Raw genomic sequence first — 25,453 nt, forward strand, 5'->3', positions numbered from 1 at the left:
TTGATCCCCGTGCACCTCACGTCCCCTCCCGTGCACCTCACGCACCAGCGCGGCCCGCTGCACGACCTCCCCGACACCCCGGAGGCATACGACGCCGTCCTCGCCGGTGTCGTGGAAGCGGCCCTGGCCCGGCTCACGCCGGAGGGCAACCTGGAACACCCGGACTGCGTCGACGACATCGGCGACACCTCGCTCGGCATCACCTCACTGCTCGCCCTCGCCTGGCAGCGCGGCAAGGACCCGCGCCTGCCTCAGGCGGTGCGCCGCAGCCTCGCCTTCCACCTGCGCGAGCGGGTGTACACCGAGGACAACCCCGGCTACCCGAACCTGAAGGTTCGCAACTGCGGTCTGCCGTACGCCCGTTACACCCTCGCCCCCGGCGCCCACCCCATCGGCGACTGGCCGAGCACGGTGTGGGCGCTGCTCCAGGCGGTCGACGTGCTGGACCTGGCGGAGGGCCTCGTCGAGGACGGGCAGCGCGCCGAACTCGTCGAGGTGGCGCACGGCTACTGGCGCTGGCTGACCGAGGCGACCTTCTTCAACCCGCAGGAGGCGGGCAACCAGGCCATCGGCTGCGTCGTCGGCGGACTGATGCTGGCCCGCCATCTCCCGCCGGAGCAGGCCGAGCCGGTGCGGTCGCGCGCGCTCGCCCTGTACGTCGAGGAGATCCGCGCCCACCGTGTCGCGGACCGTGGCGCACTGCTGCCTCCCGAGCACGGCGGCGCCTACGACAACAACTACGGTCCGATCTCCCTGTCCTTCCTCGCCCAGGCCCACCGGATCAGCGGCGAGGACATGTTCGCCGAGGACGGCGACGCGCTGGCCCGCTACATCGACGCCCGCCTGACCGTCGGCGGCTTCGACAACGGCGGTCCGCGCTACAGCGAGCAGCACAGCGGCTTCGAGTCGGTCCTGGGCCTGCGCTACTTCAGTGCCCGGATCGGCTCCGACCTCGGCCGCTACCGGGGCGACACCCGCTGGGGCCGGCACGCGGTCAAGGCGGACGGCTCGGTCGACGGCCACTTCGCGTGGATGCTGGTCTGGCAGATCCAGGACACCACCCGCTGGCACCGCACTCCGTCCACCGCTCCCGCCCGTCACCAACTGCGCGCGGGCACGGTCTCGGTGGCTTTCGACGACCGTATGACCCCGTCCTTGGTCGAGGCCGCGGGCACCTACTACCTCGCCGCGGCAGCCAACCGGCAGCACGGCTTCGGCCCGGTGACGGACGGCTTCCTGCTCTGCCGTCCGATGGGCGAGGTCCGCGTCCGCGACCTCGACGCCGACGGCCTGACGGCGAAGCTGGTCACCAAGCCGGTCGTCGGCCGCGACCACGTACTTCGCCACGTCCGGTCCCTGTACGTCACCGACGGCACCAGCCTGTGGACCACCGTCGCGGTGGAACGGCTCCCCGGAACGCCGTACCTGCTCGCCGGCCTGCCGTACGCCGCCGACGACGGCGACCGCGTACGCAGGACCGCGCACGGCGAGGTCACGGCGGCCGGTGAACTCCGTCTGACGCACCCCGAGTCCGACGGCGTGGACCACTTCGACGCCCGCACGGACCTGACCCAGGAACAGGCGGCCTTCGCCCTGGCCGCCGACCCCCGCGGCTACGGCAACCCCGACGAGGGCTGGAGCCACCTCGTCAGCTCCACAGCCCTGGAGGCCGAACCGGCCCCCGGCGCCCCGGAGGGCCTGCACGTCTTCGCCGTACGCTACGGACGGACGGGCCCGTTCGCGCCCTCCTTCACGCACGACGGTTCCGGGCTGACGGTCCGCACCGAGGCGTTCACCGCCGTGATCGGCGAGGCGGCGGGCGACAGCCACGGGGAGCCTGAGCTCACACTCAAGGCGGCATAGGGGCGCACCGGCTCACCACGGCAGGCCGAGCAGCCCCCACCCGCGCTGCTCGGCCGCGCGGACGACCACCGCCCACTCGCGGAGCAGTACGGCGAACGCGTCGAAGTCCTCGATCCATCCGCCCGGACGTGCGGCATGGACGTCGTACGCCGCACGCAGCCCTTCCAGCGCCGGCTCGACGACGGCCCAGCGGGCGGCCAGGGCCGACACCGTCTTAGGCGGGCAGGCGACGAGCAGGCCCGGCCGCCGTGGATCGTCGGCGTCATGGACCAGCCCGTCGAGCGGCGGGGGCACCGGGTCGTCGTGCCAGAACAGGTCCCGCAGGAACCCGTCGAGGCCCTCGCGGAGCCCGGGTTCGGCGAATTCCCGTACGTCGTCCCAGGCCTGTCCGGCCCAGAAGTGCGGCTTGTACGAGCCGCTGGTGCAGTGGAACGCGTACCGGGCGCACCAGGGCAGATCCGGTGCCGCCGGGCACACCCAACCCACCTCCGGCCGCGCCTCGAGATCCAGCTCGAGGTCGGGAAACGCGGCATCCTCCAGCAACTCCAGCCGCCGACCCACCTCGGTCGACTCCAACCGCTCCCAGTCCACCGCGAGAACGGTGATGTCCAGCCCCATGGACGCTCAGGACCTTGCGCGGGCGGCCGACGGCTCCCCGGGGAGGGAGAACGCCGTGCCCGGCACGATCAGGTCCGCCCTGTCCCGGGTCGCGGCGACCAGCTCCGCGTTGTGCTGGTCCGAGCCCAGCACCCACGCCACCGCCTGCTCGTGCGGCTTGCCGAACTCCTCGTGCCGGGCGACGAGCCGCCGGATCCGCTCCGGTTCGTCGAGCTCGCAGAACCACACCTCGTCCAGCTGCGGCCGCACCCGCGCCCACGCCCCCGTCTCCAGCAGCAGATAGTTGCCCTCGGTCACCACCAGCCGGGCCGTGGGCTCCACGGGAACGGCCCCCGCGATCGGCTGCTCCAGGACCCGCTCGAAGCCGGGGGCGTACACGGTGGCGCCGCCGGCCTCCTCGTGCAGGCGGCGCAGCAGGGCCGCGTACCCCGCCGCGTCGAACGTGTCGGGCGCACCCTTGCGGTCCCGGCGCCCGAGCCGGTCCAGCTCGACGTCGGCGAGGTGGAAGCCGTCCATCGGCACATGCGCGACCCAGGGCTCCCCGGCACCGTTCAGCTCCCGCACCAGGCGCTCGGCGAGCGTCGTCTTGCCCGCACCGGGGCTGCCCGCGATGCCGAGGACGGCACGGCGGCCGTCGCGGGGGAGGGACCGGGCGCGGGCGAGGAGATCCTCGAAGGTCAGGGCCACACCGCAGAGTGTGTCACCCGGTCGGCGGTGACTTCCGGCCGGACACAAAGATTCCTGGCGAGGGAGTCGCTCCGCGCAGACGCCCGTTGGGCGGGCGGCGGATGGCGGGATCGCGTCAGGCACATGGCCGAAGATCGCACTGCACGCCTGTTCCCTACGGGTTAGTTTGTTCGTGTTTTTGGTGTTTCTTCGGCTCCCCGCTGCCCAACTCGCCCGGCTGTGGGGTTTTCAGAAACCCTACGACGCGTAGGGGGAGGGGCGGACGATGGCCCACGGCACGAAGCCCATGCTCATGAGTACGGGGTGGCGCGACGACGCGCTCGTGGCCGACAGGTCGTGGCGGTCGGGCGGTGACGGCCTGCTCGCCGCCGTGGCCGGCCTCTTCAGCCTCGCCCAACTGCTCCTCGTACGGCCCTCGATGGGCCTCGGCTGGGACGAGGTGGTGTACGTCAGCCAGGTCGGCACCGAGGCGCCGGCCGCCTTCTTCAGCGCGCCACGCGCGCGTGGCGTCTCGCTGCTGGTGTGGCCCATCGCCTCCTGGTCGTCGTCCACGACGCTGCTGCGCATCTTTCTCGCCGTCCTGTCCGGACTCGGCCTCTACCTCGCCCTGCGCGCCTGGCGCGGACTGTTCCCGGCCCGCGTCCTGGCCGGCGCGGGCGCCTTCTTCGCCACCCTGTGGGTGACCCTCTTCTACGGCCCGCAGGCCATGCCCAACCTCTGGGTCGCGTTCGGCGCCCTGCTCTGCGTCGGCTGCTTCCTGCGCACCCGCGCGGACCGCCTGCGCCACCTCGACCGGCGGGCCCTGTGGGGCGTGGTGGCCGGTGCCACGCTGATGGCGTGGATGCGGCCCACCGACGCCGTGTGGGTCACGCTGCCGCTGCTCGTCCTCGCGCTGGTGGCACAGCACTGGCGACTCGGGGCCGCCCTCGTGGGGGGCCTGGCGGCCGGCGGCGTCCAGTGGGTGATCGAGGCGTACCTCGGCTACGGCGGCCTGCGCGAGCGGCTGAACGAGGCCTCCCGCATCCAGGGCGACCTCGGCTGGAACTTCGCCGTCGACGACCAGCTGCGCAGCCTCGTCGGAAGTGCCCTGTGCCGGCCCTGCAACGGCGAAATGCCCCACCCGGTCGTCTACGTCTGGTGGTTCGTGCTCCCCCTGCTGGCCGCGTACGGTCTGGCGGTCGCGATCCGCGGCGTACGCACCACCCGCACCCTGGTCCCGCTGCTCTGCGCCGCGACGGCCGCCTTCCCCTACCTGTTCCTCATCGGATACGCGGCACCCCGCTTCCTCCTGCCCGCCTACGCACTCCTCGCCATCCCCGTCGCGGACGCCCTGCTCGACCTCGTCATCACGCCGTCCGGCCGGTGGCGTCCGGCCGTCGCCGCGGTGATCGCGCTCGGGCTGGCCGGCCATCTGGCCGTGCAGTACGCCGTCCTGCACCGCACCGTGAACCGCACGACCGCCGACCGCGAGGCCTGGGCCCGCTCCGCCGCCGAACTCCATCGCCTCGGCGTGCGCCCGCCCTGTCTGCTCACCGGGCAGGAGGCCATTCCCGTCGGCTACTACGCGGGCTGCTCCTCCGGAGCGACCCACGGCCACAACGCCAACACCACCGAGGCCGACATCCTGCGAACCGCCCGCAGCGTCCCGGTCGGCGCCCTCACCACCCCCGGCGGCAAGCCGCCCCGGTATGCCCGCGACTGGCAGCTCCACCGCCTCGACGGCCTGGAGGTCCGCATCGCCCCGGGCCCGGGCGGGCCGGCGTAACGCCGGAGCAGGCCCTCGCCACGCCCCGGCGCGGACCTGCCCACCGGCACACCGCCCTCTCCCTCGCCGCCCTGACGGCCGCTCGCCCGGCCGACTCGCCACATCCCGGGCCGGAGACCGGCGCCGACCAGCTCCGGCCGCCGACGGCCACCACGGTCACCCACGTGACGCCGCCCTGCGTCGCGCTGATCGCCGTCACCCGGGCAGCGCCCTCCCAGCGGCTGGGGTGGCGCCGTCGGCATCGCGGCCGGCCTGCTGCACACACCCAGCCGCCTCGGCTCCCTCGACGCTGTGCGCGCCAAAGGCGTTTCCCGGGCGGTCGGTTCAGGTAGGAGTCCGGTTGTCGGCCGGTCGGCGGTCCGGGTGGAGGAGGGGGAGCGTGATGGCGAGCAGTGAGCACGAAGGGCGGTTGGGGGAGGAGTTCTTCACTCCGGGGACCTCGTCCTTCACCGAGTTCCTGGCCGCCCACCGCCCGGCCCTGCTGCCCATGCGCCGCCCCTTACCCGACGGTGTCCGCGCCGCGGCCGACCGCTTCCCGCACGGCACCACGGTGCTGGCCCTCACCTATCGCGACGGCGTACTGATCGCCGGCGACCGCAGGGCCACCATGGGCAACCTCATTGCCCAGCGCGACCTGGAGAAGGTCCATCCCGCGGACGACCACACCGCGGTCGCCTTCGCCGGTACCGTCGGACTCGCACTGGACATGGTGAAGCTGTATCAGGTCGAGCTGAAGCACTTCGAGAAGATCGAGGGCATCCCGATGACCCTCAAGGCGAAGGCGACCCGGCTCGCGGCCATGATCCGCCAGAACCTCGGTCAGGCCATGCAGGGCCTCGCCGTCGTCCCGCTCCTCGTCGGCTACGACTTCGGGGCCCCCAAGGGTGCGCGAGGACGCATCTTCGACTTCGAGGTGACCGGCGGACCGTACGAGAAGTACGACTTCCACGCCGAGGGCTCCGGATCGCCGTACGCCCGCGGCGCTCTGAAGAAGCTGTACCGTCCGGGGATGTCCCGGCGCGAAGCGGCCCTGGCCGCGCTGCACGCGCTGTACGACGCGGCGGACGACGACTCCGCGACCGGCGGACCGGACATCAACCGCCGGATATTCCCCATCGTCTCGGTGATCACGGAGGACGGCTTCGAGCGGCTGCCCGAGTCCGAGACCGAGGAGCTGAGCCGCGAGATCGTGGAGCAGCGCCGCAGCCGTCCCAACGGCCCGAACGCCACCCCCTGACGGGCCGTCAGGCCACTCTCCGGGTTCTCCCTCTCCCGCTTCCCGCACCGCTTTCCCTCCCCATGGTCAAGCGCTTTGGCTTCCATGGCCAAGAACTGCCAGGGCCTTTACTGCACATGGTTTGCAAGTACTGGAGGATGGCTGCAGGCTGTACAACGCAGTCGCCCTCCACAAGAAAGTCACTCCCTCCCCGATGACGGCTGCCCCTGACTCCACTCCGACCCTCCCGGCCACGGCCCCCGCACAGCGCACGGCGGCCTGGCACCGCGTCCGTACCTCCATGACGCGGCAGGAGTGGAGCAGGGTCGGGGCAATGGCCGCGTTCGTGCTGGCCCTGCATGTCATCGGCTGGTTCACCCTCGTCGCCGTCGTGGCGCCCGAGCACTACAGCATCGGCGAGCAGTCCTTCGGCATCGGTATCGGCGTCACCGCGTACACGCTCGGCATGCGGCACGCCTTCGACGCCGACCACATCGCGGCGATCGACAACACCACCCGCAAGCTGATGGGGGAGGGGCAGCGGCCACTGTCGGTCGGCTTTTGGTTCTCGCTCGGCCACTCCAGCGTCGTCCTGGCCCTGGTGCTCCTGCTCTCCTTCGGCGTGAGGTCCCTGGCCGGCCCGGTCCGCGACGACGGCTCCCGCCTCCACGACATCACCGGCCTGATCGGTACGACGGTCTCCGGGGCCTTCCTCTATCTCATCGCGGCGATCAACCTGGTCGCCCTCGCCGGTATCTGGAAGGTGTTCCGCCGGATGCGCTCGGGCCGCTACGACGAGGTGGCCCTGGAAGAGCAGCTGAACAAGCGCGGCTTCATGAACCGGCTCCTCGGCCGGGTCACCAGATCGGTCACCAAGCCCTGGCACATGTACCCGCTCGGCCTGCTCTTCGGTCTCGGCTTCGACACCGCGACCGAGGTCGCCCTGCTGGTCCTGGCCGGCTCGGGCGCCGCCTCCGGTCTGCCCTGGTACGCGATCCTCTGCCTGCCCGTCCTCTTCGCCGCCGGCATGTCGCTCCTGGACACGATCGACGGCACGTTCATGAACTTCGCCTACGGCTGGGCGTTCTCCCAGCCGGTCCGCAAGGTCTACTACAACCTCACCGTCACCGGCCTGTCCGTCGCGGTCGCCCTGCTCATCGGCACGGTCGAACTCCTCGCCCTCCTCGCCGACCGCATCGCCCTGCACGGCCCGTTCTGGACCTGGATCACCGGCCTCGACCTCAACACGGCCGGCTTCGTCGTCGTCGGCCTGTTCGCCGTGACCTGGATCGTCGCCCTCCTGGTGTGGCGGATCGGCCGGATCGAGGAGAAATGGACAGCCGGTCCGCGCGCCGAATCGCCCTGAGACAAGGACGAACCGTCACCCGCGCAGCGCCATCTCCCCCCGCCACCGCACGAACTGCTTCTCCGGATCGCCGAGATACACCCACGGAGCCCGCGTGGCGCGGCGGCCCAGCATCCGGAACAGGGGCGCGGCGATGTCGTGGGCGCCCGCGTAACACGCTGCGTGCGTCAGGTAGTTGAGGTCGCGCAGCTCGCCGGGGGGCACGCTGTCGTCGGTGCGGCCCTTGATCCAGCGCTCCCAGGTGCGGCGTACGTCACTGACGGCGCCGTCGTGACTCCAGTGCTGGCCGAGCCCCACGGAGGCATGCTGTCCCTTGGCTGCGTCCAGGGCGTAGCGGAACTCCTCGACCCGGGCGTACTGCACGAGCACCGGTAGCGCGCAGCCGGGCGGTGCGACGCCGGCCGCGTCGCGGGCGAAGTCGTACATCTGGCCGTGGGTGCCGTGCCAGCGCGAGGAGTAGTAGTGCAGAACCTGGAGGTGGCCCTCCACGCTGTACGGGTCGCGCTGGTGCAACTCGTCCCACCAGAGCCCCAGTTCCTGCCGCCGTACGCCCGACGGATACAGCCGGGCGACGGAGATCAGCGAGATCCACGGCGTCGGATCGTCCGGGTAGGCGTCGGCGGCCCTGAGGCAGGACAGCACCGCGGTGTCGATGCGCTGCCGGTCGATCGGTACGCCCCGGCCCGCGGTGATGGCCAGATGGAACGCCCGGGCCGTCTCCGTCGCCGCCCGCAGCACCAGCGCGTCGGCGCTGTGCGGCTCGGCGGCCAGCCATGACTCCACCGTCGAACTGCCCGCACAGGCCTGGGCGAGCAGCCGGACCCGGTGCCCGCGCACCAGCCAGTCGGGGCCGGTGACCCGCAACAGCTCCCGCAGTCCCTGCCAGCGGCCGATGACGATGTCCTGGCGGGCGCGGGTGAGGGGCGCGTCCCCGCAGTCGGGGTCGAAGTCGGGAGTGAGGTCGCGTTTCGAGGTGCCTCTCGGCATGGTGGGTCCCCTCAGAAGTCGGTGGGAAGACCCTCGTGGACAAGGGAGTTCGTGCCGCCGGCGCCGGCCGGGACGTAGTCCGCCTCGACGGTCCGCGCGGCGTCCAGCTTGGCCGGCCGGTAGTAGTCGCTGCCCTGCCGCCAGTACCAGAGCATCGGGACCAGCCCGGCCGCGAGACCGCCGAGGCCGATCGCGATCGCGGACCGGCTCAGCTCACCCAGCGACTCGACGAAGACCCAGAACATGAACAGGGCCCCGAACAGCGGCCACAGACCGCCGAGCACGAGGTTGCCCACCGACTTCAGCAGCATCTTGCGGTAGGCGACGACCACCGCGAGGCCCGTCAGCCCGTAGTAGACGGCGATCTGCAGACCGATCGCCGAGATCGCGTCGGAGAGAATGTCGCCCACCGTGCCAAGGGAGTTGGCGGCGATGAACATGGCCAGCGCCACGACGCCGACCACCGCGATCGCCACCCACGGCGTGTTCCACCGGCGGTGCACCCGGCCCAGCGCGGACGGCATCGTACGGTCGCGGCCCATCGCGAACAGTGAGCGCGTGACCTGGATCAGCGTGGTCTCCAGGGTGGCGATGGTGGACAGCATCACCGCCACGATCAGCAACTTGCCGCCCCAGCCCGGCCACACCTCCTCCCCGAGCACGGCCAGCACGTTGGCGTCGTTGTCCTGGATCTGCTTCGAGGAGACGATGACGTTCACCGCGATGGTGAACACCTCGAACAGCAGGAACACGATGCCGACCCCGATGAGCCCGGCGAGGCCCGTCGTACGGCGGCTGTTGCGGGTCTCCTCACTGAGGTTGCTGGTGACGTCCCAGCCCCAGTAGTAGAACGCGGCGATCAGCGCCCCCGAGGCGAATCCGCTCACCCCGTCGAAGTGCCCGAAGCCGAGCCAGGACCAGTCGAAGGCCCGGGCGCTTCCCGAGTGGAAGAGGGCGAGTACGGCGAACAGGGCCAGGATGGCGAGTTCGACACCGGACATCACCAGCTGCGCCCGGACGGTGAGGCGGGCGCCGCCCAGCACCACGAACAGCATGATCAGGAACCAGCCGGCGCCGACCAGCGTCGACAGCGCGGTGTTCTCCGCGAGTTCCCCGTCGAAGAGGGCCAGCGTCATCGACCCGGCCGGCAGGGAACCCGCCACCATGAAGATGGTCGCCGAGATCACCAGCGCCCAGCCGCTGATGAAGCCCAGGAACGGGTGCAGCGTACGCCCGACCCAGGAGTAACTGGCGCCCGCGTTCACATCGATCCGGCTGAGATAGCTGAAGGCCAGCGCGATGCCCAGCATGGGTATCGCGCAGTACAGCAGCGCGGCCGGACTGGCCAGGCCCACCGTGCCCACGAGGACCGCCGTGGTCGCAGCGATCGAGTACGCCGGGGCGCTGCCCGCGACCGCCATCACCACCGTGTCGAACGTACCGAGGACATTGGCCTGCAGCCCTCTGCCCCTGTTGTTGCTCATGGATGCGCTGCTTTCCGTTGTGCACGACGCGGGGGCGAACCGGCCCCGACGGCGTATGGGGGGTGGGGTGGTACAACGCCACGAACCGTTGAGGGATGACCTCGGGGCAGGGGCGGCACAAAGGGGTGGCGGATACGGCACGTCGGTGCGTCGCCGTACGGTCACGCCGTGTGTGCGAGTGATGATAGCCCCCCTCATTGAGCCTTCAAGGTCGCCTGGATCTTCCGGGGTTGGAGAGCGCGCAACGGGAAACGCGGTTCAGGACACGCACAGAGCACGACCAGCCGACGCACGCGAGTGAGGGAGGCGAGCATGGGCACCGGACACACGCCCTCCGAGCCGATGGCGGACGACGCCTACCAGCCCACCGGCGGCAATGAGGAACAGCAGGACGCGGCGCCGCTCGACCTGCAGGACGCCGTCGACGAGCGGACCTACGACGACACCCTCGACGAGGGCTACTCCCCGCCGGAGAAGCCGCTCGGGGTCACCAAGCACGGCACCACGGCCGCCGAGCAGCACGAGGGCGAGACCCTCGACGAGCGGCTCACCCAGGAGGTCCCCGAGGTGGCCGAGCCCGCCGGCGACGGTGTGGGCGACCTGCCGGGCGGCGAGGGCGAACCCGTCGACCCCGAGGCGGGCGCCGCCCGAGCGGGCCGTCTGCTCGCCCCGGACGAGGGCACCGGCCCCGACATCACGAAGGAGGAGATCGCCTTCGACCAGGGCGTCGACGGCGGAGCGGCCGGCGCGGAGGAGGCCGCGATGCACGTGGTCGAGGACGACGCCCGCCTGCCGGAGGGCGGCCAGGAGAGCTGAAGCGAGGAGCTCACTCCCCGATCCGGTCGATCTGGCGCAGCCTGTTCGTGGCGTCCAGGGCGGCGACCTTGTACGACTCCGCGAGCGTCGGGTAGTTGAACACGGCGTCGACCAGATAGTCGACCGTCCCGCCGCACCCCATCACCGACTGCCCGATGTGGATGAGCTCCGTCGCCCCCGTACCGAAGCAGTGCACACCGAGGAGCGTGCGGTCCTCGGGGGAGACCAGCAGCTTCAGCATGCCGTGCGAGTCGCCGATGATCTGCCCGCGGGCCAGCTCCCGGTAGCGGGAGATACCGACCTCGAACGGCACCCGGTCCTCGGTGAGCCGGTCCTCGGTCCGCCCCACGAAGCTGATCTCGGGGATGGTGTAGATGCCGATCGGCTGGAGGTTGTGCATCCGGCCGACCGGCTCCCCGAAGGCGTGGTACGCCGCCGCCCGCCCCTGCTCCATCGAGGTCGCGGCCAGCGCCGGGAAGCCGATGACGTCGCCGACGGCATAGATGTGCGGCACCTCGGTGCGGTAGTGCTCGTCGACCGTGATCCGGCCGCGCGCGTCCGCGGTGAGCCCGGCCTTGTCCAGGTCCAGCTCGTCTGTGAGCCCTTGCCGCCCCGCCGAGTACATCACCGCGTCGGCGGGGATCTTCTTGCCGCTCTCCAGGACGGTCAGCGTCCCACGTGCATGCCGCTCCACCGCGGCGACGGTCTCCCCGAAGCGGAAGGTCACGGCGAGATCCCGCAGGTGGTACTTGAGCGACTCGATCACCTCGACGTCGCACATGTCGAGCATGCCCGCGCGCTTCTCCACCACGGTGATCTTGCTGCCGAGCGCGGCGAACATCGAGGCGTACTCCATGCCGATGACACCGGCACCGACGATGACCATGGAACGCGGCACCCGCTCCAGCGCCAGGACGTTGTCCGAGTCCATGATCGTCCGCCCGTCGAACTCCACACTGCTCGGCCGCGCGGGCCGGGTGCCGGTGGCGATGACGATGCGCTCGGCGGTCAGCAGCCGCTCGTGCCCGGTGACCTCGCGCAGGGCGACGGTGTGCGGGTCGACGAACCGCCCCGTGCCGGCGAACAGGGAGACGTGGTTGCGGGAGAGCTGGCTGCGGATGACGTCCACCTCACGGCCGACCACGTGCTGGGTGCGGGCGGTCAGGTCGGCGACGGTGATGTCCTCCTTGAGCCGGTAGCTCTGGCCGTACAGATCGCGCTGGGTGAGGCCGGTCAGGTACAGCACCGCCTCGCGCAGGGTCTTGGAGGGGATGGTCCCGGTGTGGATGGAGACGCCGCCGACCATGTCGGGGCGGTCGACGACGGCGACCCGGCGGCCCAGCTTGGCCGCGGCGATGGCGGCCTTCTGGCCACCCGGTCCGGATCCGATGACGAGCATGTCGAAGTCGGGCACCCTCAGGAGTCTGACAGTCGCGAGACCCCTTTCGGAAGGGTGAGCCCGAAACCATTGCCGGGGTGAAGTGACAGGGGAGCAAGGGGAGTTGTGCCGCCCATCTGTTGATGCCGGAGCGCCCAGGCCCCCGCCGGGGCTGCCGGGGTCGGTCACGGCGGTCCGGCACGACATACACGTATGGGTCGATAATGCCGGTATGGGGCATCGACTCGCCGACGTGAGCGCACCGGCCAGGCTGGCCGCCCCCGACGAGGGCATCGGCCGGGACGAACTCGCGCTCGCGACCCGCAACCACGGCCTGCCGCTCGAAGCCCTGCGCTACGACCTCACCCCGCCGGGCCTGCACTACGTCCTGACCCACTACGACATCCCGTACGTCCCCGACGATGCCCCCTGGCAGCTGACTTTCGGCGGCCGCGTCCGCCACCCGCTGCGTCTGAACCTCGCCGACCTCCGGACGTTCCCGCAGGTCACCACCCGGGTCACCCTGGAGTGCGCGGGCAATGGCCGGGCCCTGCTCACGCCCCGGCCGGTGAGCCAGCCCTGGCTGGTCGAGGCGGTCGGCACCGCCGAGTGGACGGGCGTACCGCTGCGCCTGCTGCTCGCCGAGACCGGAGTCGGGGCCGACGCGGTCGACGTGGTCTTCACGGGCGCCGACCACGGAGTCGAGCGCGGCGTCGAGCAGGACTACCAGCGCGCCCTGCCCGTGGACGTCGCCACGGGCAGCGATCCGGAGGTGCTGGTCGCGTACGCCATGAACGGTGCCCCGCTGCCCCCGCAGCACGGCCGCCCGCTACGACTGGTCGTGCCCGGCTGGTACGGCATGGCACACGTGAAGTGGCTGCGCGAGGTGACCGTCACCGACGTGCCCTTCACGGGGTTCCAGCAGGCCGTGGCCTACCGGCTGCGCCGGCGCCCCGAGGAGGAGGGCGAACCCGTTACCCGCATCGCTCCTCGCGCCCTGCTCGTCCCGCCGGGCTTTCCCGACTTCATGTCCCGTTCCCGCGTGGTCCGGCCCGGCCCGGAGATCCTGGAGGGGCGGGCCTGGTCGGGGCGCGGGCCGGTGACGTGCGTCGAGGTCAGCACGGACGCAGGGCGCAGTTGGCAGGAGGCCGAGCTGGAGCCGGACAACGGTCACCGGTGGGCGTGGCGCCGCTGGCGGCACAGCTGGACGGCGACCCCGGGCGTACACGTGCTGAGCGCACGGGCCACCGACGCCGGGGGCCACAGCCAGCCACTGGTCCCGCCCTGGAACCGCGGGGGCTTCGCCAACAACCTCGTGCAGCGGGTGCCGGTGGTCTGTCCGCAGCAGGACGAGGGCGAGGGCGGGTGAGCCTGGCCGGGGCGGTGCGGCACGGCAGGCGCACACGCCGCCCCGGGTGCCGGCCCGCACCCGGGGGCGGTCGTGCGGCTCGTGGCCGTCTCGGCTAGGGCAGCAGCTTGTCGAGAGCGGCGGGACCCTCTGCCTCCAGCTTGCGCTTGGCCCATTCCAGGTTGCGCGGGGTGATGTCCTTGCCTGAGGCAAGCACGATGTCCTCGGCGGACACATCGGTACCGGTGCGGGCGTGAAGCAGGTCGTCCGGGGTGGTGCGCTCCCCGGACGGCCCGGAGGCTTCGGGCTGGGACGTCGGCATCATCTCTGCTCCTCGGATCCGGATCACTACTTCGGGCCCGGTGCGGTCATCGGGTCTGCTATCACCATTCAACGCCGGAGCGGACCCTGCATCCGGAGACGCCGTGAGGGACCCGCTGCGCACCGGTCGGCCCCTGGACACCCGGGGTACCTCTCCGCTCCCGCGCTGAAACCGACCGCGCCCGATGACCGGGCGTCCTCGCCGGCCGCGTCAGCCCTCGAAGGGCGTGAGCGTCAGCCTGATCCCCGTCGGCGCGGTGTCCTGGATGTACGAGGCGAAATCGGCCACGTCGTCGAAGGCGAAGCCGTACGCCTTGCCGTCCTCGGTGGCCGTGTGCATCGCCTTGGCGTAGTGGTTGGTCAGGCCGGTCCGGTAGAAGGCGGCGGCGTCGGTCGTCGGCTGGGCCGGGTGGCTGAGCAGCGTCGAGCGGTTGAATCCGGCACCGAGTACGGCGGCGACGGGGCCGGTCGTGCCGTCGTTGGGGGCGGCGAGGTTGCCGTCGCAGAACAGCACGTCCCGGGTCGACGGCTTGGCGAAGGACACCTGGGCCGGTCCGTCGAAGGTGAACCGATCACCGCGCACCCGTCCTGTGAACGTCCCCGCGTTGGTGGTGACGGTCAGATCCCGCCCGGTGTACGTGCTCCACACCTCGTCGATGTACGGGGCGAGGTAGTCCTTGGCGAACAGACCGGCGTCCAGGCCGTGCCCCGGGGCGATGACGCGTGTGTCGTCCACGACGAGCCGTGCGAACTCCTCGACCTGGCGCACCGCGGCGAACGCGGCCGCCCGCCCGCCGGCCCGCAGCCTGCCCGCCGTCTGGTCCTTGGCGCCGGTCAGCCGAATGCTCAGCGGCACACTGAACATGTCGACCATGGTGGTGTTGCAGAACATGCCGGCGGTGTTGTACGTGAACTCGGCGCAATCGTGCAGCACCGGGTAGTTGGGGTCCGACGTCACCCAGCCCGCCGGGTACTGCAGCGCGGCGTTTCCGTTGCCGTCGGTGACGGCCTTGAACTTGAGCTTCTGGCCGAGCGACACATAGATCCGTCCGGACATGTGGGGGAGGGACAGCCGGGTCTCGCCGCTGCCGGCCAGGCCGATGGCGTAGTCGGTGAAGCCGTCGGGGCCGTTGTCCGACAGCGCGATCGGCGCGAGGGTGCCGTCGGGCGTGACCCGCACCTGCCTGCCGTCCTGGTTGCCGACGATGTAGACGTGGACGTTGGCGTTCCCGAAGGAGCCGCTGTCATTGACGATCGTCAGCGGCAGTGGGCCCGCCGCGGCGGGCGCGACGCCGTCCGCGGGCGTACCCGCGAGGGCGTACGGGGCCACGGCGGCGACGGCGGGGACGGCCACCGCCGTGCCGCCGAGGGCGAGGAGGAGCCTGCGGCGACCGAGAGGGCGTTGATGGCGGGAAGTCATGTGGGGGTCTCCCGGAGTACTTGTGGGGGTACTGGGGCTGCGGCGGCGGGACGTACAGTCGGCGTGAGAGCGCTCTCAAACCAAGCGTCACCGCTGCCTATGGGCCCCGATGCTACGCACGACCCCCGCATCGGCCAATGGGTCTGCATCGTGCCCAAACTCCGCTCAGCTGGGGGGACTTGAAAGAGCACGGAATGACCACGACGGCTTAATTCTCTCCTAAGGCCCACTTAAGTCGCACTAGGTCGCTGAGAGCGCTCTCCCATGCTCGGCGAAAACCTGTGGACGGCACCCATGAAGATCACGTACCGTGTGGCTCCACGCCCTGAGACGGACGGAAGGAGGCGAGTGCCGTGCGGTTCACACCTTTCCAGCGCTCCCTTTCCCGTTGCCCCGGCGTGTTGCGTCAGATCTGACCGGGAGCGCTCCAAGCAGCCTTTATCCCGGAGGAATCCGTGACCGATCCGGTCATCCGCGCGCTCTCCGCGAGCGACGCCCATCTCTTCGACGCCCATCCCGACCCGCTGAATGCCCGTGAGGGCCACCGACGCACCCGGTTCCGCCCCGAGTGGAAGCGAGTCGCCCTGCGCGACGGCGCGGTCGTCGCGCGCGGCGCCTGGTGGGGCGGCCCCGACGACTCGGAGCCCGTCAACATCAACTGGTTCGACGTGGCCGAGGGCGAGGAGGAGGCCGGCGCCGAACTCCTGCGCTCCGCCCCCTGGCAGGTCGAACTCGAGATCAACCTGCCCGGCGGCTGGCGGGACGAGCCCGACCTGAAAGCCGCCGCCGAGGCCCGCTTCACCGCCGCACGCGCGGCCGGCTACGAACTCCTGGTGGAACGCTTCCTGTACCGCTGGACCCCGGAGCACGGCCTGCCCGAGCGGCCCGGGCGCCTGCGCTTCAGCGCCGAACCCGACGACGCGGTCTTCTTCGACGCGCTGCGCCGCATCCACTCCGTCACCCTCGACGCCCACGCGCTGCGGGCCATCGAGGAGGGCGGCCTGGACCGGGCCGCCCAGGAGGAGCTCGACTTCTTCCACTGGTGCCCGTCCCCACGCCAGTGGTGGCAGCTCGCGCACACCCCGGACGGCGACCTCGCCGGCATCCACATCCCGGCGCACAACCCCTCCGGCCCGACCATCGGCTTCATCGGAGTCGTCCCGGAACACCGCGGCCACGGCTACGCCTACGACCTCCTCGCGGAGTGCACCCACTTCCTTGTCGAGCGGGGCGCGGAGTTCGTCAGCGGCGCGACGGACCAGGGCAACTTCCCCATGGCCGCGAACTTCGCCAAGGCGGGCTTCCCCGTCGTGAGCGAGCGCATCAACTTCCATGCGGCGCAGTCGGCGTAGCGAGGCGTAGAGCCGAGGAGCAGTCGCTGAGGAGCAGTCGCTGAGGGGCGGCCCGGTCCGACTTCGGGTCCGGGCCGCCTGTCAGTGCCGGGTGGCATGCTGGTCGGCGGTGTGATCGACAGCGGGCCACGGAGGCGGCATGGGGTTCGACGGCGAGGTCTGGCAGGTCCGAAGCAGCGACGAGCCGGTCGGGGAGATCCTGATCGACGAGGCCGACTTCCCGTGGCTGTCGGGGCGCTTCACGCCCGGTCCGGGGTACGACGCGGTACGCGACCTGTTCGCCCGTGAACTGGCCCTGCTGGAGCGGGACTACGACGAGGTCCGGGAGGCGTGGGAGGCGGCCTACGACGAGATCCGAAGACGCGTCTCACTGTCCTCGCCGGACGGCCCGGTCGCCGAGTTCCTGCTGCACATCGAGGGTGACAGAGCCTGGTTCCGGTGGAGCGACGAGCCGTTCGAAGAGTAGGGCCAGGTCCCGGCCCAGGCCGCGAGGACCGCGCTCAGCCGGGGTGGCGAACCCGACGACAGCGGCGCGATCATTGCCACAGTGCTCTCCGGGAGCAGCCGCTGGGTCAGCGCCCGGGACATCGAGGTATCGGGCGGCTACCACCTACCGGACCTGTCCCACCACGCCGTCACGCACCGCCGTTCAACAGCGCTTCGGCCGCCGCCAGAATCTCGGTGACCTGCAGACCGAACGCCGCGTCGCACGCATGAGCGCGCCCGGTTCGGGAGGCGGCCAGCAGGGCGTCCCCGGCTCGGATCAGAGCGGACACCGCGCTGTCGGCGCTCTCCGGGAGCAGCGTCACTCCGGCCGTGCCCCGCAGCTCCACCGCTGCCCCTTCTGCCGCGGGCGGCGCCGTGAGGCTCAGGGTGAGCGTGCTCGACGCGCCGCTGACGTGATCGAGGACCAGATGGACGGTGTCGCCGGGCCCGTGTGCGGCCGCCGTCACGCGCCGGGCGTCACCCAGGATCGGCAGCAGCACGGACAGGGCGTGGGGGCCCACGTCCCACAGCGCACCCTTCTCCCGCCGCCACGGCGATTGCGCGAACGGGCTGCCGTCATCGCTGAACACGGCGCCGAGCCACTGCGCCCGCCCCGTGAACCAGCCCTCGACGGCCGCCTGTTCGGTGATCCACGCCTCGGTCTCCGACTGGAAACGGACGGTGAAGAACACGACCGAGGCCACACCGGCCTCCTCGACGGCCTCGACGACCGCCCGCCCCTCCTGAACCGTCAGCGCGAGCGGCTTGTCCAGCAGCAGATGACAGCCCGCCCGCGCGGCCCGCACCGCCAGGTCGGCCTGCACGGTCGGCGGCAGGGCGACGGCCACGGCGTCCACGTCGGCGAACAGCTCGTCCACGTCGTCGTAGGCACGCACGCCGTAGGTGTCGGCCAACTCCTTTGCGGCGGCTGTACGTCGGCCCCACACTCCGACGAAGTCCAGTTCACGGTGCCGGTCCAGGGCGGGAGCGTAGGCCATCTGGGCCCACGGGCCGGTGCCGAGCAGTCCGATGCGCATGCCGCCGCCTCTCACTGTGCCGATCACTGTGCCGAAACCTCCGCGACCGACGCCGGGACGGTAGGCAGGCCGATACCCGATCAGCCGGTCGGTCGAGGGTGAGCGTGCCACACCAACCGGGAGGCCGCGCAAGCGGATGGGCGGACGGGCGGCCGAACTCGGCACCACGGATTCAGTGGCGCCGTCGCTGAATGCGTTCTCTTTCTTCTATTGGACCTCTCGCGTCCTGACAGCCACGCTGGAGTCGGTCCGCAACGGCCGTGATCCGCGGCCCACTCGCCGGACGACAACGTTTCCCGCGCGACAGCCGAAAGAGGTCACGACCCCATGCACACCCGCCGCATCGGTGACGTCGAGGTCAGCGCGATCGGACTGGGCGCGATGCCCATGTCCATCGAGGGGCGCCCGGACGAGGCCCGTTCGCTCGCCACGATCCATGCCGCGCTCGACGCCGGCGTGACCCTGATCGACACCGCGGACGCCTACCACCGAGACGCCGACGAGGTCGGTCACAACGAGACCCTGATCGCCAAGGCCCTCTCCTCCCACGACCTGGGCAAGGACGTCCTGGTCGCCACGAAGGGCGGCCATCTGCGCCCCGGCGACGGCAGTTGGACCCAGGACGGCAGCCCCCGGCACCTCAAGGACGCCTGCGAGGCCTCCCTGCGCCGGCTCGGCGTGGAGGCCATCGGGCTCTACCAGTTCCACCGCCCCGACCCGAGGGTGCCGTACGCCGAGTCCGTCGGCGCCGTACGGGAGCTGCTCGACGAGGGCAAGATTCGCATGGCCGGCATCTCCAACGCGAACCCGGACCAGATCAGGCAGGCGAACGACATCCTGGGCGGCAGGCTGGTCTCCGTGCAGAACCAGTTCTCCCCGGCGTTCCGCTCCAGCGAGCCGGAGCTGCGCCTGTGCGACGAACTCGGCATCGCCTTCCTGCCCTGGAGCCCCCTCGGCGGCATCTCCCGGGCGCGCGAACTGGGCTCCGCCTACGCCCCGTTCGCCCGGGTCGCCGAGACGCACGGGGTGAGCCCGCAGCGCGTGTGCCTGGCCTGGATGCTCGCCAAGTCGCCGGTCGTCGTGCCGATCCCGGGCGCGAGCCGGCCGGAGACGATCCTGGACTCGCTCGCCGCGACCGACCTGGTGCTCGGCGCCGAGGAGATCGCGGAGCTGGACGCCGCCGTCTGAACCTTCCGGGAGGGCCCTGATCCGGGACCCGAGGGTGCTCGTCCTCGACGAGGCGACCTCGGCCCTGGACACCCACTCGGAGACCCTCGTCCAGCAGGCCCTCGCCCGCCTCCTGCACGGCCGCACCACCTTCGTGGTGGCACACCGGCCGTCCACCGTGCGCGGTGCCGACCGGATCGTGGTGATGGGCGACGGCCGAATCCGGGAGATCGGCACCCACGAGGAACTCCTGCACCGCAACGGGGCGTACACCGCACTGCACAGCGGTCAGGTCGCCTGACGCGCGTCCACCTCGCACCCGGCCTCGTACCGACTCGGTACGAGGCCGGGTGCAGCGGGTGGGCCGGTTGGAGCGGCCGGACTACGGCCGGTCGACGACTCGGCCCACCTCGATGCGGTCGATGTTCGGTGCCCACGCCGTGGCGTTGCCGAACGTCACGTTGTTGGCGCCCTTCTTCAGGTCGACGGGGACGCCCAGCGTCCAGTAGTCGTCCGAGCTCCAGGTGTTCTTGAAGGTCACCTTCACCGGCGCCGCGTTCCCCACGGTGATGTCCGCCGTACGGGACATGATGTCCGTGTTGTAGGCGTGACCGTTGTCGCGCCGGTCGTTGTGCGCGTAGTGGACGACCAGCACATAGCGGCCCGCGCTGGGCGCCCGCACCGTGAACTCGGCGGTGCTGGAGGGGCTGTTGCCGAGCTTGCCGATGTAGGAACCGGTGGAGGCGTACGCCGAGTCGACGAGTTCGGCCCCGCCCGCGAGGGTGGCCGAGGCGGCCCCGTAGGAGAGCGTGCCGGACGTCGATCCGTCGCCCGAGACGTCGAGGGAGCGGACCGAGGCGTGCCCCGCCGTCACCGCGACGCGGTTGTTGCCCGCCACCAGGTAGAGCCGCAGGGCGCGCCCGGGCGCCACCGTCACCGTCTCGCCGTGCAGCGCGAGCCGCACCGGCGCGGAGGCCCGCGGCACCACCGTGTAGTAGCCGTCGCGCGGGGCGTAGACGTCGAACACCGCCTTGTCCCCGGAGCGCAGGACGAGGGAGCCGGTGCCCACCCCGGCCGACGACGCGTAGTCGTACGACGGCTTCCCGCTGATGTCCGCCAGCGTGGCCTCGTACGACGCGGACGCCGCGCCCGTGCGAGCGGTCAGGTCGACGCGGTCGAGGGTGACCTCGGCGTCGCCCTTCGCGAGCGTGAGGACATGGGTGCCTGCGGACAGCCGCAGAGTGACGTCCTTCTTGGCGCGGTAGGTCCAGTTCTCCGTGGAGGGGTAGGTCACCGTGACCGGGGCCCCTCCGTCGACGGACAGCTTCTGCGTGGCGGGGGTGCCGGACTGGTTGCCGTACAGGATCGCCAGGTCGTAGGACCCTTCGCGCGGCACCGTGACGGTGAAGTCGACCTTGCTGGTGGCCTGGTTGAGGGAGCCGACGTCCTTCGTGCCGGAGGCGGCGTAGCCGTTGGCGTTCTGGACCGTGCCCTGGGTGTAGACCTTGCCGTCGGTGATGGCGGCGGTCTCGGCCTCGTACGACGCCGACCAGGGGACGGTGGCGGGGGAGGGGGTGCCCGTGCCGCCGGGGGTGAGGACGATCCGGTAGGCGGACATCTTGTGCATGCCGCGCAGCGGGACGGTCACCGAGCCGTCGTCCGCCACCTTCACCTTCGTACGGGCGAGGACCTGCGGCGTCGCGTGCTGCCCCTCGTAGCCGGACCAGGCGGCCTCGGCGACGGTCGCGGTGACCGTACCCCCGAAGAGGGACCGGTCGACGCCCCGCACCACGACGTCGGAGTCGCCGGCGGAGCCGCCCAGCAGGACCTGCGCCTGGCGGCGGGAGGGGTCCAGCGAAGCCAGGCCCTGAAGGGTGTCGATCGTGTGGGGCTGCGGCGGGGTCACCTTGACCGTGTCACCGGTCATCCCGGCGTACCAGCGGAAGAACCACCAGCCGCCGTTGGGGATGTTCGAGCGCACCACGTTGCCGTCCATGTTGCCGGCGGCATCCCAGTAGGCCTGGTTCGCGTACACCTTGTTCCGCTCGAACATCGAGACCCACTGGACGAGTTGGCCCGGGACGGAAAGGTCGCGGCGGTTGGCGTACTCGTCGATGTTGATCTTCAGCGGGGCGATGCCCGCCTCGCGCTCCAGCTTGCGATAGTCGTCGTAGTGCGCCTGGAAGTCACGCAGCGAGCCGGAGCCCAGCTCGTGCCAGGTCATCACCTGCGGCAGGACGTTCTCCCGCTTGGCGAAGTCGAGGAAGTCCTTCAACAGGCGGGTGTGGTAGGCGGCTTCGTTCGGGCCCGCGATCCTCGCGTCCGGGTCGATCGCGCGGATGCGCTGGTACACCGTCTTCCAGTCCTTGAAGAACCGGTCCCGGTTGGCCTCGTACTGGGCCTGGTCGGCGACGCCGAGCTTGTACCAGATCTGGTCGGGCTCGTTGAACGGGATGTAGACGAACCGCTCGCTGTTCGGGTCCGCCGACACCTCCTTGGCGATCTTGTCGACCTTGGGGAGGTAGTCGTCGATGCCGAGATCCTCGTACGGCCACTTGGCGTAGATGTCCTGCATCATCACGTTGATCTCGCCGCCGCCGTTGCGGAAGAACGACTTCGAGACGGTGAGCGCGTCGCCGTTGGGGTGCTGGGCGCCGCCCTCCGGCTTCTGCGAGATGCTGGTGATCTTCAGGGGTTCCAGCGCGGCGTCGCTGGGCACCCCGTCGTCGCTCAGCCCGTACAGCGCGCCGTTGGCGCCGAGCATCACCGGCCCCTCGGAGGCGGACAGGTCGACGGTGAGGCGCTGCGGGTCGGCAGCGGCCGCGGGGCCCGCGGCGGGGAGAGTGGCTGCCATGGTGGCTGCTCCAAGTGCGGCTGATATCAAGGCGGTTCTGGCGCGGAATCCCGTACGGAATCTCGTACGGAGTCGGGTGCGGCTTCGTGCGCGGGCGGGGGTGATCACGCTGCTGGACCTCCGGTCATTTGACGGCTCCACTGGTGATTCCGGACACGATCTTTCGCTGGCCGACGAGGAACACGGCGACCATGGGCAGGCTCATCACCACGACGTACGCGAAGACGAGATGCCAGTTGTTGAGGTAGAGCTGGGCGCTGGCGACCTGGTAGAGGTTCAGCGGAAGGGTGGCCCGCTCGCCGCCGCCGAGGACGAAGAAGGCGTAGAAGATGTCGCTCCAGGCGTAGAGCATCACCATGATCGTCGCGGTGGCGATGACCGGGCGCAGCAGCGGCAGGATGATCCGCCAGAAGATCCGCGCCGGCGTCGCCCCGTCCATCCGGGCCGCCTCCTCCAGTTCCAGAGGGATGGCGCGGATGAAGCCCGTCATGAAGAAGATCGACGTCGACAGGTACATGCCGGTGTAGACGGCGATCATGCCGGGCCGGGTGTTCGACAGGCCGAGTTGCCGCAGCTCCATCACGATGGTGATGACCGCGGGCGGCAGCAGCAGTCCGCTGATGCAGAGCGCGTACGCCGCCGACACCAGCTTCGACTTGCGGCGGGCGAAGACCCAGGCGGCGCCCGCCCCGAGAAGCAGGACCAGCACGACCGAGGGCAGCACGACCAGCAGGGAGTTGAAGAAGCCGCGCAGCATCTCGCCCTGGCTGACGGCGTCCGCGTAGTTGTCGGCGGTCTGCCAGGTGCGCGGCAGGTCGAGGTTGGGCTTGATGGCCTCCGCCTGCGGCTTGGCGGAGGTGACGGCGACCAGCCACAGCGGTACGCCGACCGCGAGACCGGCGAGCAGCAGGACCAGGGCGGGGCGGCCGTAGCGCCATGCGACGGACGGGTTCACAGCAGCTGCTCCCTTCGCCGCAACCCGACGACCAGCGGGATCGCCACCGCGACCACGACCAGGAAGAGGACGAGGCTCATCGCGGAGGCCTGGGCGTACAGGCCCTGCCCGAAGATCCGGAACATGTAGATGTTGAAGACCTCCGTGGAGGCCGCGGGCCCGCCACCGGTCGTGGCCTGCACGATGTCGAAGGTGTTCATCGAACCGATCAGCGCGGTGGTGACGTTGAAGGTGACGGCCGGCGCGAGCATCGGCCAGCGCACCGACCAGAAGGTCCGCCAAGGGCCGGCGCCGTCCATCCGCGCGGCTTCGAGCATGTCGCCGGGGATGCCCTTGAGCCCGGCCAGATAGATCAGCATGGACAGGCCCATCCACTTCCAGCCGTGGATGAGGGTCACGATGACGAGGGTCCAGGTCGTCGAGCCCAGCCACGGAATGTCCGTGCCGAGCACGGAGTTGACGGCTCCGTCCTGGTCGAGCAGGGCCTGGAAGACGTAACCGGTGGCGAGCGCCGAGATCAGCACCGGCAGGAAGAAGACCGCGCGGAAGAACCGGTTGAAGCGGCTGTCGGCCTCGAGGAGGAGCGCCAGAACGAGCCCGAAGCCGTTCTGGAACAGCGCGGCCAGCAGGGCGTACAGCAGGGTCGTGCGGATCGCGCGGAGCAGCGAGCCGTCGTCGGCGATCGTCTTGAAGTTGTCCAGGCCGGTGAAGGCGATGTCCGCGTGGTACGAGGACCAGTTGGTGAACGGGTAGTAGAAGTTGAGCAGGTTGGGCACCAGGAAGAAGCCCGCGAAGACGACGATCGCGGGGAGCGCGAACCACCAGGGGTGGTGGACGGCGGCCCGCGGCAGCCGCCCCACCTTCTTCGGCGTGCCCTTCACCGGCGCGGGCTCGGCACGTACAACCGTGTGAGTCATCGTCAGAATCCGGGCGCGCCCTGGGCCTTGGCCACCTGCGCGAACTGGTCCTGGATCGCCTGGGCGACCTGCTGCGGACTCTTCTTGTCGAAGATCATGTCGGCGAGGTAGAGGTGGGTGTCCGGGGCGACGATCGCCTTGGCCTGGAAGACGCCGATGGCGGTGGGCAGCGCCGCGACCTGGGCCGTGGACGTCTGCGGCAGCCCGTCGGGCGTGGGCACGGACGGCTGCACGGACGGGATCTTCATCGCCTTGATGTAGTCGGCGTAGTCCGGGCCGAGCCAGAAGGCGAGGAACTGCCGGGCCGCGTTCTGCCGCTTGTCGTCACCGGTCTTGAAGGCGACCACACCGTTGGTCTGGTCGGGCGAGTACATGCCGGTGGCGGCGGAGTTGGCGATCGGGAACCAGCCGATCCTCTTGTCGATCTCGGCGGTGGAGTACTTGGCCTGCAACTGGCTCTGGAAGGAGGTGACGTTGAGGACCATGCCGGCCTCGCCCTTCCACAGCGCGTCGGCCTGCCCGGTGAACGTGCCGGTGCGGTAGTTCTTCTGCGCGAGCCCGGCGTCGAGCAGCTTCTCCTTGTACTTCTTGATCGCGCCGACGACGACCGGGTCGGTCCATTTCTCCTCGTTCTTGTTGAGCCCGTCCCACCACTGCTCGTCGAGATCGGTGAGCTGGACCTGCATCTGCCACTGCAGGGGCCACTTGTCGCCGCCGGCCTCGTAGAAGGCGGCGGCGTCGGTCTTGTCGACGACCTTGTGGCCGAGCGCCAGCAGCTCGTCGTAGGACTTCGGGAAGTCCTTCTCGCTCAGCCCGGCCCGCTCGAAGACGTCCTTGTTGTAGTAGACGCCGAGCATGGCGGGGCTGGTGACGATCGCCGCGTACCGCTTGCCGTCGATCAGGCCGAGCGACTTCTCGGTGTCGCCGAGCTTGGCCTCCCACGGCTCACCGTCGAGGGTGAGGAGGTTCTGCTGCGGCTGGATGAACGGCAGCGTGGAGATGGACGGCTGCCAGAACATCAGGTCCGGGCGGTCGCCGGAGGCCAGCTTCGTCGGCACGTTCTGCTCGTACAGGTCCGGGATCGCCTGGGTCTGAACCGTCGCGCCGGTGGCCTTCTCGAACGCCTCGATCACCTGCTTGGGGGCGTTGGCCGTGTTCTGCGCGGTCCACATCGTCAGCTTCACGCCGTCGAGGCGGGCGGTCGGATCGACGGCGGCCTGCTTCCCGTCCGTGCCCGAGTCGCCGGACGAGCCGGCCGTCGGATCGCTGCACGCGGTGGCGGCGAGGCCGAGGGCGCATATCAGCGCCAGGGCGGAAAGAGCTCTTGTCTTCATCACGTGCCTTTCGCGAACGGGTGGTTCAGGAAGCAGGAATCAGAACAGCGGTGCTCATGCGGTGCGTTCGGGGACCGTGCGG

21 protein-coding genes and 1 pseudogene are annotated in these 25,453 nt (G+C 70.7%); 10 read left to right on the forward strand and 12 right to left on the reverse strand.

The features are described from left to right. Window positions 1-30 precede the first annotated feature (30 nt). Window positions 31-1,863, forward strand: a complete 1,833-nt coding sequence (locus ACTMVF_RS24020) for a hypothetical protein (protein WP_441273357.1) — start codon at window positions 31-33, stop codon at window positions 1,861-1,863. 12 nt (window positions 1,864-1,875) lie between these two features. Here ACTMVF_RS24020 and ACTMVF_RS24025 read toward each other — a convergent pair whose 3' ends face one another. After that, entirely contained in the window at window positions 1,876-2,481 is a 606-nt protein-coding gene (locus tag ACTMVF_RS24025) for a hypothetical protein (RefSeq protein ID WP_441273167.1), read from the reverse strand. Window positions 2,482-2,487: 6 nt separating this feature from the next. Continuing rightward, a complete protein-coding gene (locus tag ACTMVF_RS24030) occupies window positions 2,488-3,168 on the reverse strand; it encodes a nucleoside/nucleotide kinase family protein (protein ID WP_441273168.1) in 681 nt (226 codons plus the stop codon). A gap of 265 nt (window positions 3,169-3,433) precedes the next feature. Here ACTMVF_RS24030 and ACTMVF_RS24035 point away from each other — a divergent pair, with 265 nt between their 5' ends. The 3 genes from ACTMVF_RS24035 to ACTMVF_RS24045 all read left to right on the forward strand — a co-directional run bounded on the left by ACTMVF_RS24035 (window position 3,434) and on the right by ACTMVF_RS24045 (window position 7,515). Beyond that, on the forward strand, window positions 3,434-4,933 hold the full coding sequence (locus tag ACTMVF_RS24035) for a hypothetical protein (protein ID WP_441273169.1): 1,500 nt from the start codon (window positions 3,434-3,436) through the stop codon (window positions 4,931-4,933). 382 nt (window positions 4,934-5,315) lie between these two features. Next, window positions 5,316-6,170: a proteasome subunit beta gene (prcB, locus tag ACTMVF_RS24040; protein ID WP_441273170.1), complete on the forward strand. Its 855-nt coding sequence runs from the start codon at window positions 5,316-5,318 to the stop codon at window positions 6,168-6,170. 193 nt (window positions 6,171-6,363) lie between these two features. Continuing rightward, window positions 6,364-7,515 (forward strand): HoxN/HupN/NixA family nickel/cobalt transporter, encoded by a 1,152-nt coding sequence (locus ACTMVF_RS24045; protein WP_441273171.1) that lies wholly within the window; start codon window positions 6,364-6,366, stop codon window positions 7,513-7,515. 15 nt (window positions 7,516-7,530) lie between these two features. Here the strand turns inward: ACTMVF_RS24045 and ACTMVF_RS24050 are convergent, their stop codons facing one another. Together ACTMVF_RS24050 and ACTMVF_RS24055 are read right to left on the reverse strand one after the other, a co-directional pair. Beyond that, a complete protein-coding gene (locus ACTMVF_RS24050; RefSeq protein WP_441273172.1) occupies window positions 7,531-8,502 on the reverse strand; it encodes a hypothetical protein in 972 nt (323 codons plus the stop codon). Window positions 8,503-8,513: 11 nt separating this feature from the next. Continuing rightward, window positions 8,514-9,986 carry an APC family permease gene (locus ACTMVF_RS24055; protein WP_441273173.1) on the reverse strand — a complete coding sequence of 491 codons (1,473 nt, stop codon included), beginning with the start codon at window positions 9,984-9,986 and terminating at the stop codon, window positions 8,514-8,516. 312 nt (window positions 9,987-10,298) lie between these two features. On the opposite strand from ACTMVF_RS24055, the gene ACTMVF_RS24060 reads away from it, so the two are divergent. After that, complete coding sequence (locus ACTMVF_RS24060) at window positions 10,299-10,802, forward strand: DUF5709 domain-containing protein (RefSeq protein WP_441273174.1); 504 nt, start codon at window positions 10,299-10,301, stop codon at window positions 10,800-10,802. A gap of 10 nt (window positions 10,803-10,812) precedes the next feature. Here the strand turns inward: ACTMVF_RS24060 and sthA are convergent, their stop codons facing one another. Then, entirely contained in the window at window positions 10,813-12,216 is a 1,404-nt protein-coding gene (gene sthA, locus ACTMVF_RS24065; protein WP_441273175.1) for a Si-specific NAD(P)(+) transhydrogenase, read from the reverse strand. A gap of 196 nt (window positions 12,217-12,412) precedes the next feature. Between sthA and ACTMVF_RS24070 the strand changes: the two genes are divergently transcribed. Then, complete coding sequence (locus ACTMVF_RS24070) at window positions 12,413-13,549, forward strand: sulfite oxidase (protein ID WP_441273176.1); 1,137 nt, start codon at window positions 12,413-12,415, stop codon at window positions 13,547-13,549. A 94-nt stretch (window positions 13,550-13,643) separates the two neighbouring features. Here ACTMVF_RS24070 and ACTMVF_RS24075 read toward each other — a convergent pair whose 3' ends face one another. Further along, window positions 13,644-13,850, reverse strand: coding sequence for a hypothetical protein (locus tag ACTMVF_RS24075; RefSeq protein ID WP_441273358.1), 207 nt, complete (start codon window positions 13,848-13,850; stop codon window positions 13,644-13,646). 210 nt (window positions 13,851-14,060) lie between these two features. Then, a complete protein-coding gene (locus ACTMVF_RS24080; RefSeq protein WP_441273177.1) occupies window positions 14,061-15,269 on the reverse strand; it encodes a beta-1,3-glucanase family protein in 1,209 nt (402 codons plus the stop codon). Window positions 15,270-15,724: 455 nt separating this feature from the next. On the opposite strand from ACTMVF_RS24080, the gene ACTMVF_RS24085 reads away from it, so the two are divergent. Continuing rightward, window positions 15,725-16,621 carry a GNAT family N-acetyltransferase gene (locus tag ACTMVF_RS24085; protein WP_441273178.1) on the forward strand — a complete coding sequence of 299 codons (897 nt, stop codon included), beginning with the start codon at window positions 15,725-15,727 and terminating at the stop codon, window positions 16,619-16,621. A 139-nt stretch (window positions 16,622-16,760) separates the two neighbouring features. Continuing rightward, on the forward strand, window positions 16,761-17,087 hold the full coding sequence (locus ACTMVF_RS24090) for a hypothetical protein (RefSeq protein WP_441273179.1): 327 nt from the start codon (window positions 16,761-16,763) through the stop codon (window positions 17,085-17,087). A gap of 169 nt (window positions 17,088-17,256) precedes the next feature. Here the strand turns inward: ACTMVF_RS24090 and ACTMVF_RS24095 are convergent, their stop codons facing one another. Next, entirely contained in the window at window positions 17,257-18,144 is an 888-nt protein-coding gene (locus tag ACTMVF_RS24095; protein WP_441273180.1) for a Gfo/Idh/MocA family protein, read from the reverse strand. A gap of 327 nt (window positions 18,145-18,471) precedes the next feature. On the opposite strand from ACTMVF_RS24095, the gene ACTMVF_RS24100 reads away from it, so the two are divergent. Together ACTMVF_RS24100 and ACTMVF_RS24105 are read left to right on the forward strand one after the other, a co-directional pair. Beyond that, the gene (locus tag ACTMVF_RS24100; protein ID WP_441273181.1) at window positions 18,472-19,332 is read left to right on the forward strand and encodes an aldo/keto reductase; all 861 of its coding nucleotides are present in this window, start codon (window positions 18,472-18,474) and stop codon (window positions 19,330-19,332) included. 10 nt (window positions 19,333-19,342) lie between these two features. Further along, window positions 19,343-19,612, forward strand: a pseudogene (locus ACTMVF_RS24105) (ABC transporter ATP-binding protein); the annotation flags it as partial. 81 nt (window positions 19,613-19,693) lie between these two features. Here the strand turns inward: ACTMVF_RS24105 and ACTMVF_RS24110 are convergent. The 4 genes from ACTMVF_RS24110 to ACTMVF_RS24125 form a co-directional block, all read right to left on the reverse strand. Then, window positions 19,694-22,165: a CBM35 domain-containing protein gene (locus ACTMVF_RS24110; RefSeq protein ID WP_441273182.1), complete on the reverse strand. Its 2,472-nt coding sequence runs from the start codon at window positions 22,163-22,165 to the stop codon at window positions 19,694-19,696. A gap of 124 nt (window positions 22,166-22,289) precedes the next feature. Beyond that, on the reverse strand, window positions 22,290-23,120 hold the full coding sequence (locus ACTMVF_RS24115; RefSeq protein WP_441273183.1) for a carbohydrate ABC transporter permease: 831 nt from the start codon (window positions 23,118-23,120) through the stop codon (window positions 22,290-22,292). Beyond that, window positions 23,117-24,037, reverse strand: a complete 921-nt coding sequence (locus ACTMVF_RS24120) for a carbohydrate ABC transporter permease (protein WP_441273184.1) — start codon at window positions 24,035-24,037, stop codon at window positions 23,117-23,119. Before ACTMVF_RS24120 ends, ACTMVF_RS24115 begins: the two co-directional genes overlap by 4 nt. A gap of 2 nt (window positions 24,038-24,039) precedes the next feature. Next, window positions 24,040-25,371, reverse strand: coding sequence for an ABC transporter substrate-binding protein (locus ACTMVF_RS24125; protein WP_441273185.1), 1,332 nt, complete (start codon window positions 25,369-25,371; stop codon window positions 24,040-24,042). Window positions 25,372-25,453: the final 82 nt, after the last annotated feature.

It is taken from the genome of Streptomyces sp. SD31, assembly GCF_052068475.1.
Classification (GTDB): Bacteria; Actinomycetota; Actinomycetes; order Streptomycetales; family Streptomycetaceae; genus Streptomyces.

Excerpts from the sequence above, each read along its gene's own strand:
- ACTMVF_RS24025 (WP_441273167.1), bottom strand. The coding sequence starts at position 2,481 with ATGGGGCTGGACATCACCGTTCTCGCGGTGGACTGGGAGCGGTTGGAG.
- ACTMVF_RS24035 (WP_441273169.1), top strand. The coding sequence starts at position 3,434 with ATGGCCCACGGCACGAAGCCCATGCTCATGAGTACGGGGTGGCGCGAC.
- prcB (WP_441273170.1), top strand. The coding sequence starts at position 5,316 with ATGGCGAGCAGTGAGCACGAAGGGCGGTTGGGGGAGGAGTTCTTCACT.
- ACTMVF_RS24045 (WP_441273171.1), top strand. The coding sequence starts at position 6,364 with ATGACGGCTGCCCCTGACTCCACTCCGACCCTCCCGGCCACGGCCCCC.
- ACTMVF_RS24050 (WP_441273172.1), bottom strand. The coding sequence starts at position 8,502 with ATGCCGAGAGGCACCTCGAAACGCGACCTCACTCCCGACTTCGACCCC.
- ACTMVF_RS24055 (WP_441273173.1), bottom strand. The coding sequence starts at position 9,986 with ATGAGCAACAACAGGGGCAGAGGGCTGCAGGCCAATGTCCTCGGTACG.
- ACTMVF_RS24060 (WP_441273174.1), top strand. The coding sequence starts at position 10,299 with ATGGGCACCGGACACACGCCCTCCGAGCCGATGGCGGACGACGCCTAC.
- ACTMVF_RS24070 (WP_441273176.1), top strand. The coding sequence starts at position 12,413 with ATGGGGCATCGACTCGCCGACGTGAGCGCACCGGCCAGGCTGGCCGCC.
- ACTMVF_RS24075 (WP_441273358.1), bottom strand. The coding sequence starts at position 13,850 with ATGCCGACGTCCCAGCCCGAAGCCTCCGGGCCGTCCGGGGAGCGCACC.
- ACTMVF_RS24080 (WP_441273177.1), bottom strand. The coding sequence starts at position 15,269 with ATGACTTCCCGCCATCAACGCCCTCTCGGTCGCCGCAGGCTCCTCCTC.
- ACTMVF_RS24090 (WP_441273179.1), top strand. The coding sequence starts at position 16,761 with ATGGGGTTCGACGGCGAGGTCTGGCAGGTCCGAAGCAGCGACGAGCCG.
- ACTMVF_RS24095 (WP_441273180.1), bottom strand. The coding sequence starts at position 18,144 with ATGCGCATCGGACTGCTCGGCACCGGCCCGTGGGCCCAGATGGCCTAC.
- ACTMVF_RS24100 (WP_441273181.1), top strand. The coding sequence starts at position 18,472 with ATGCACACCCGCCGCATCGGTGACGTCGAGGTCAGCGCGATCGGACTG.
- ACTMVF_RS24110 (WP_441273182.1), bottom strand. The coding sequence starts at position 22,165 with ATGGCAGCCACTCTCCCCGCCGCGGGCCCCGCGGCCGCTGCCGACCCG.
- ACTMVF_RS24120 (WP_441273184.1), bottom strand. The coding sequence starts at position 24,037 with ATGACTCACACGGTTGTACGTGCCGAGCCCGCGCCGGTGAAGGGCACG.
- ACTMVF_RS24125 (WP_441273185.1), bottom strand. The coding sequence starts at position 25,371 with ATGAAGACAAGAGCTCTTTCCGCCCTGGCGCTGATATGCGCCCTCGGC.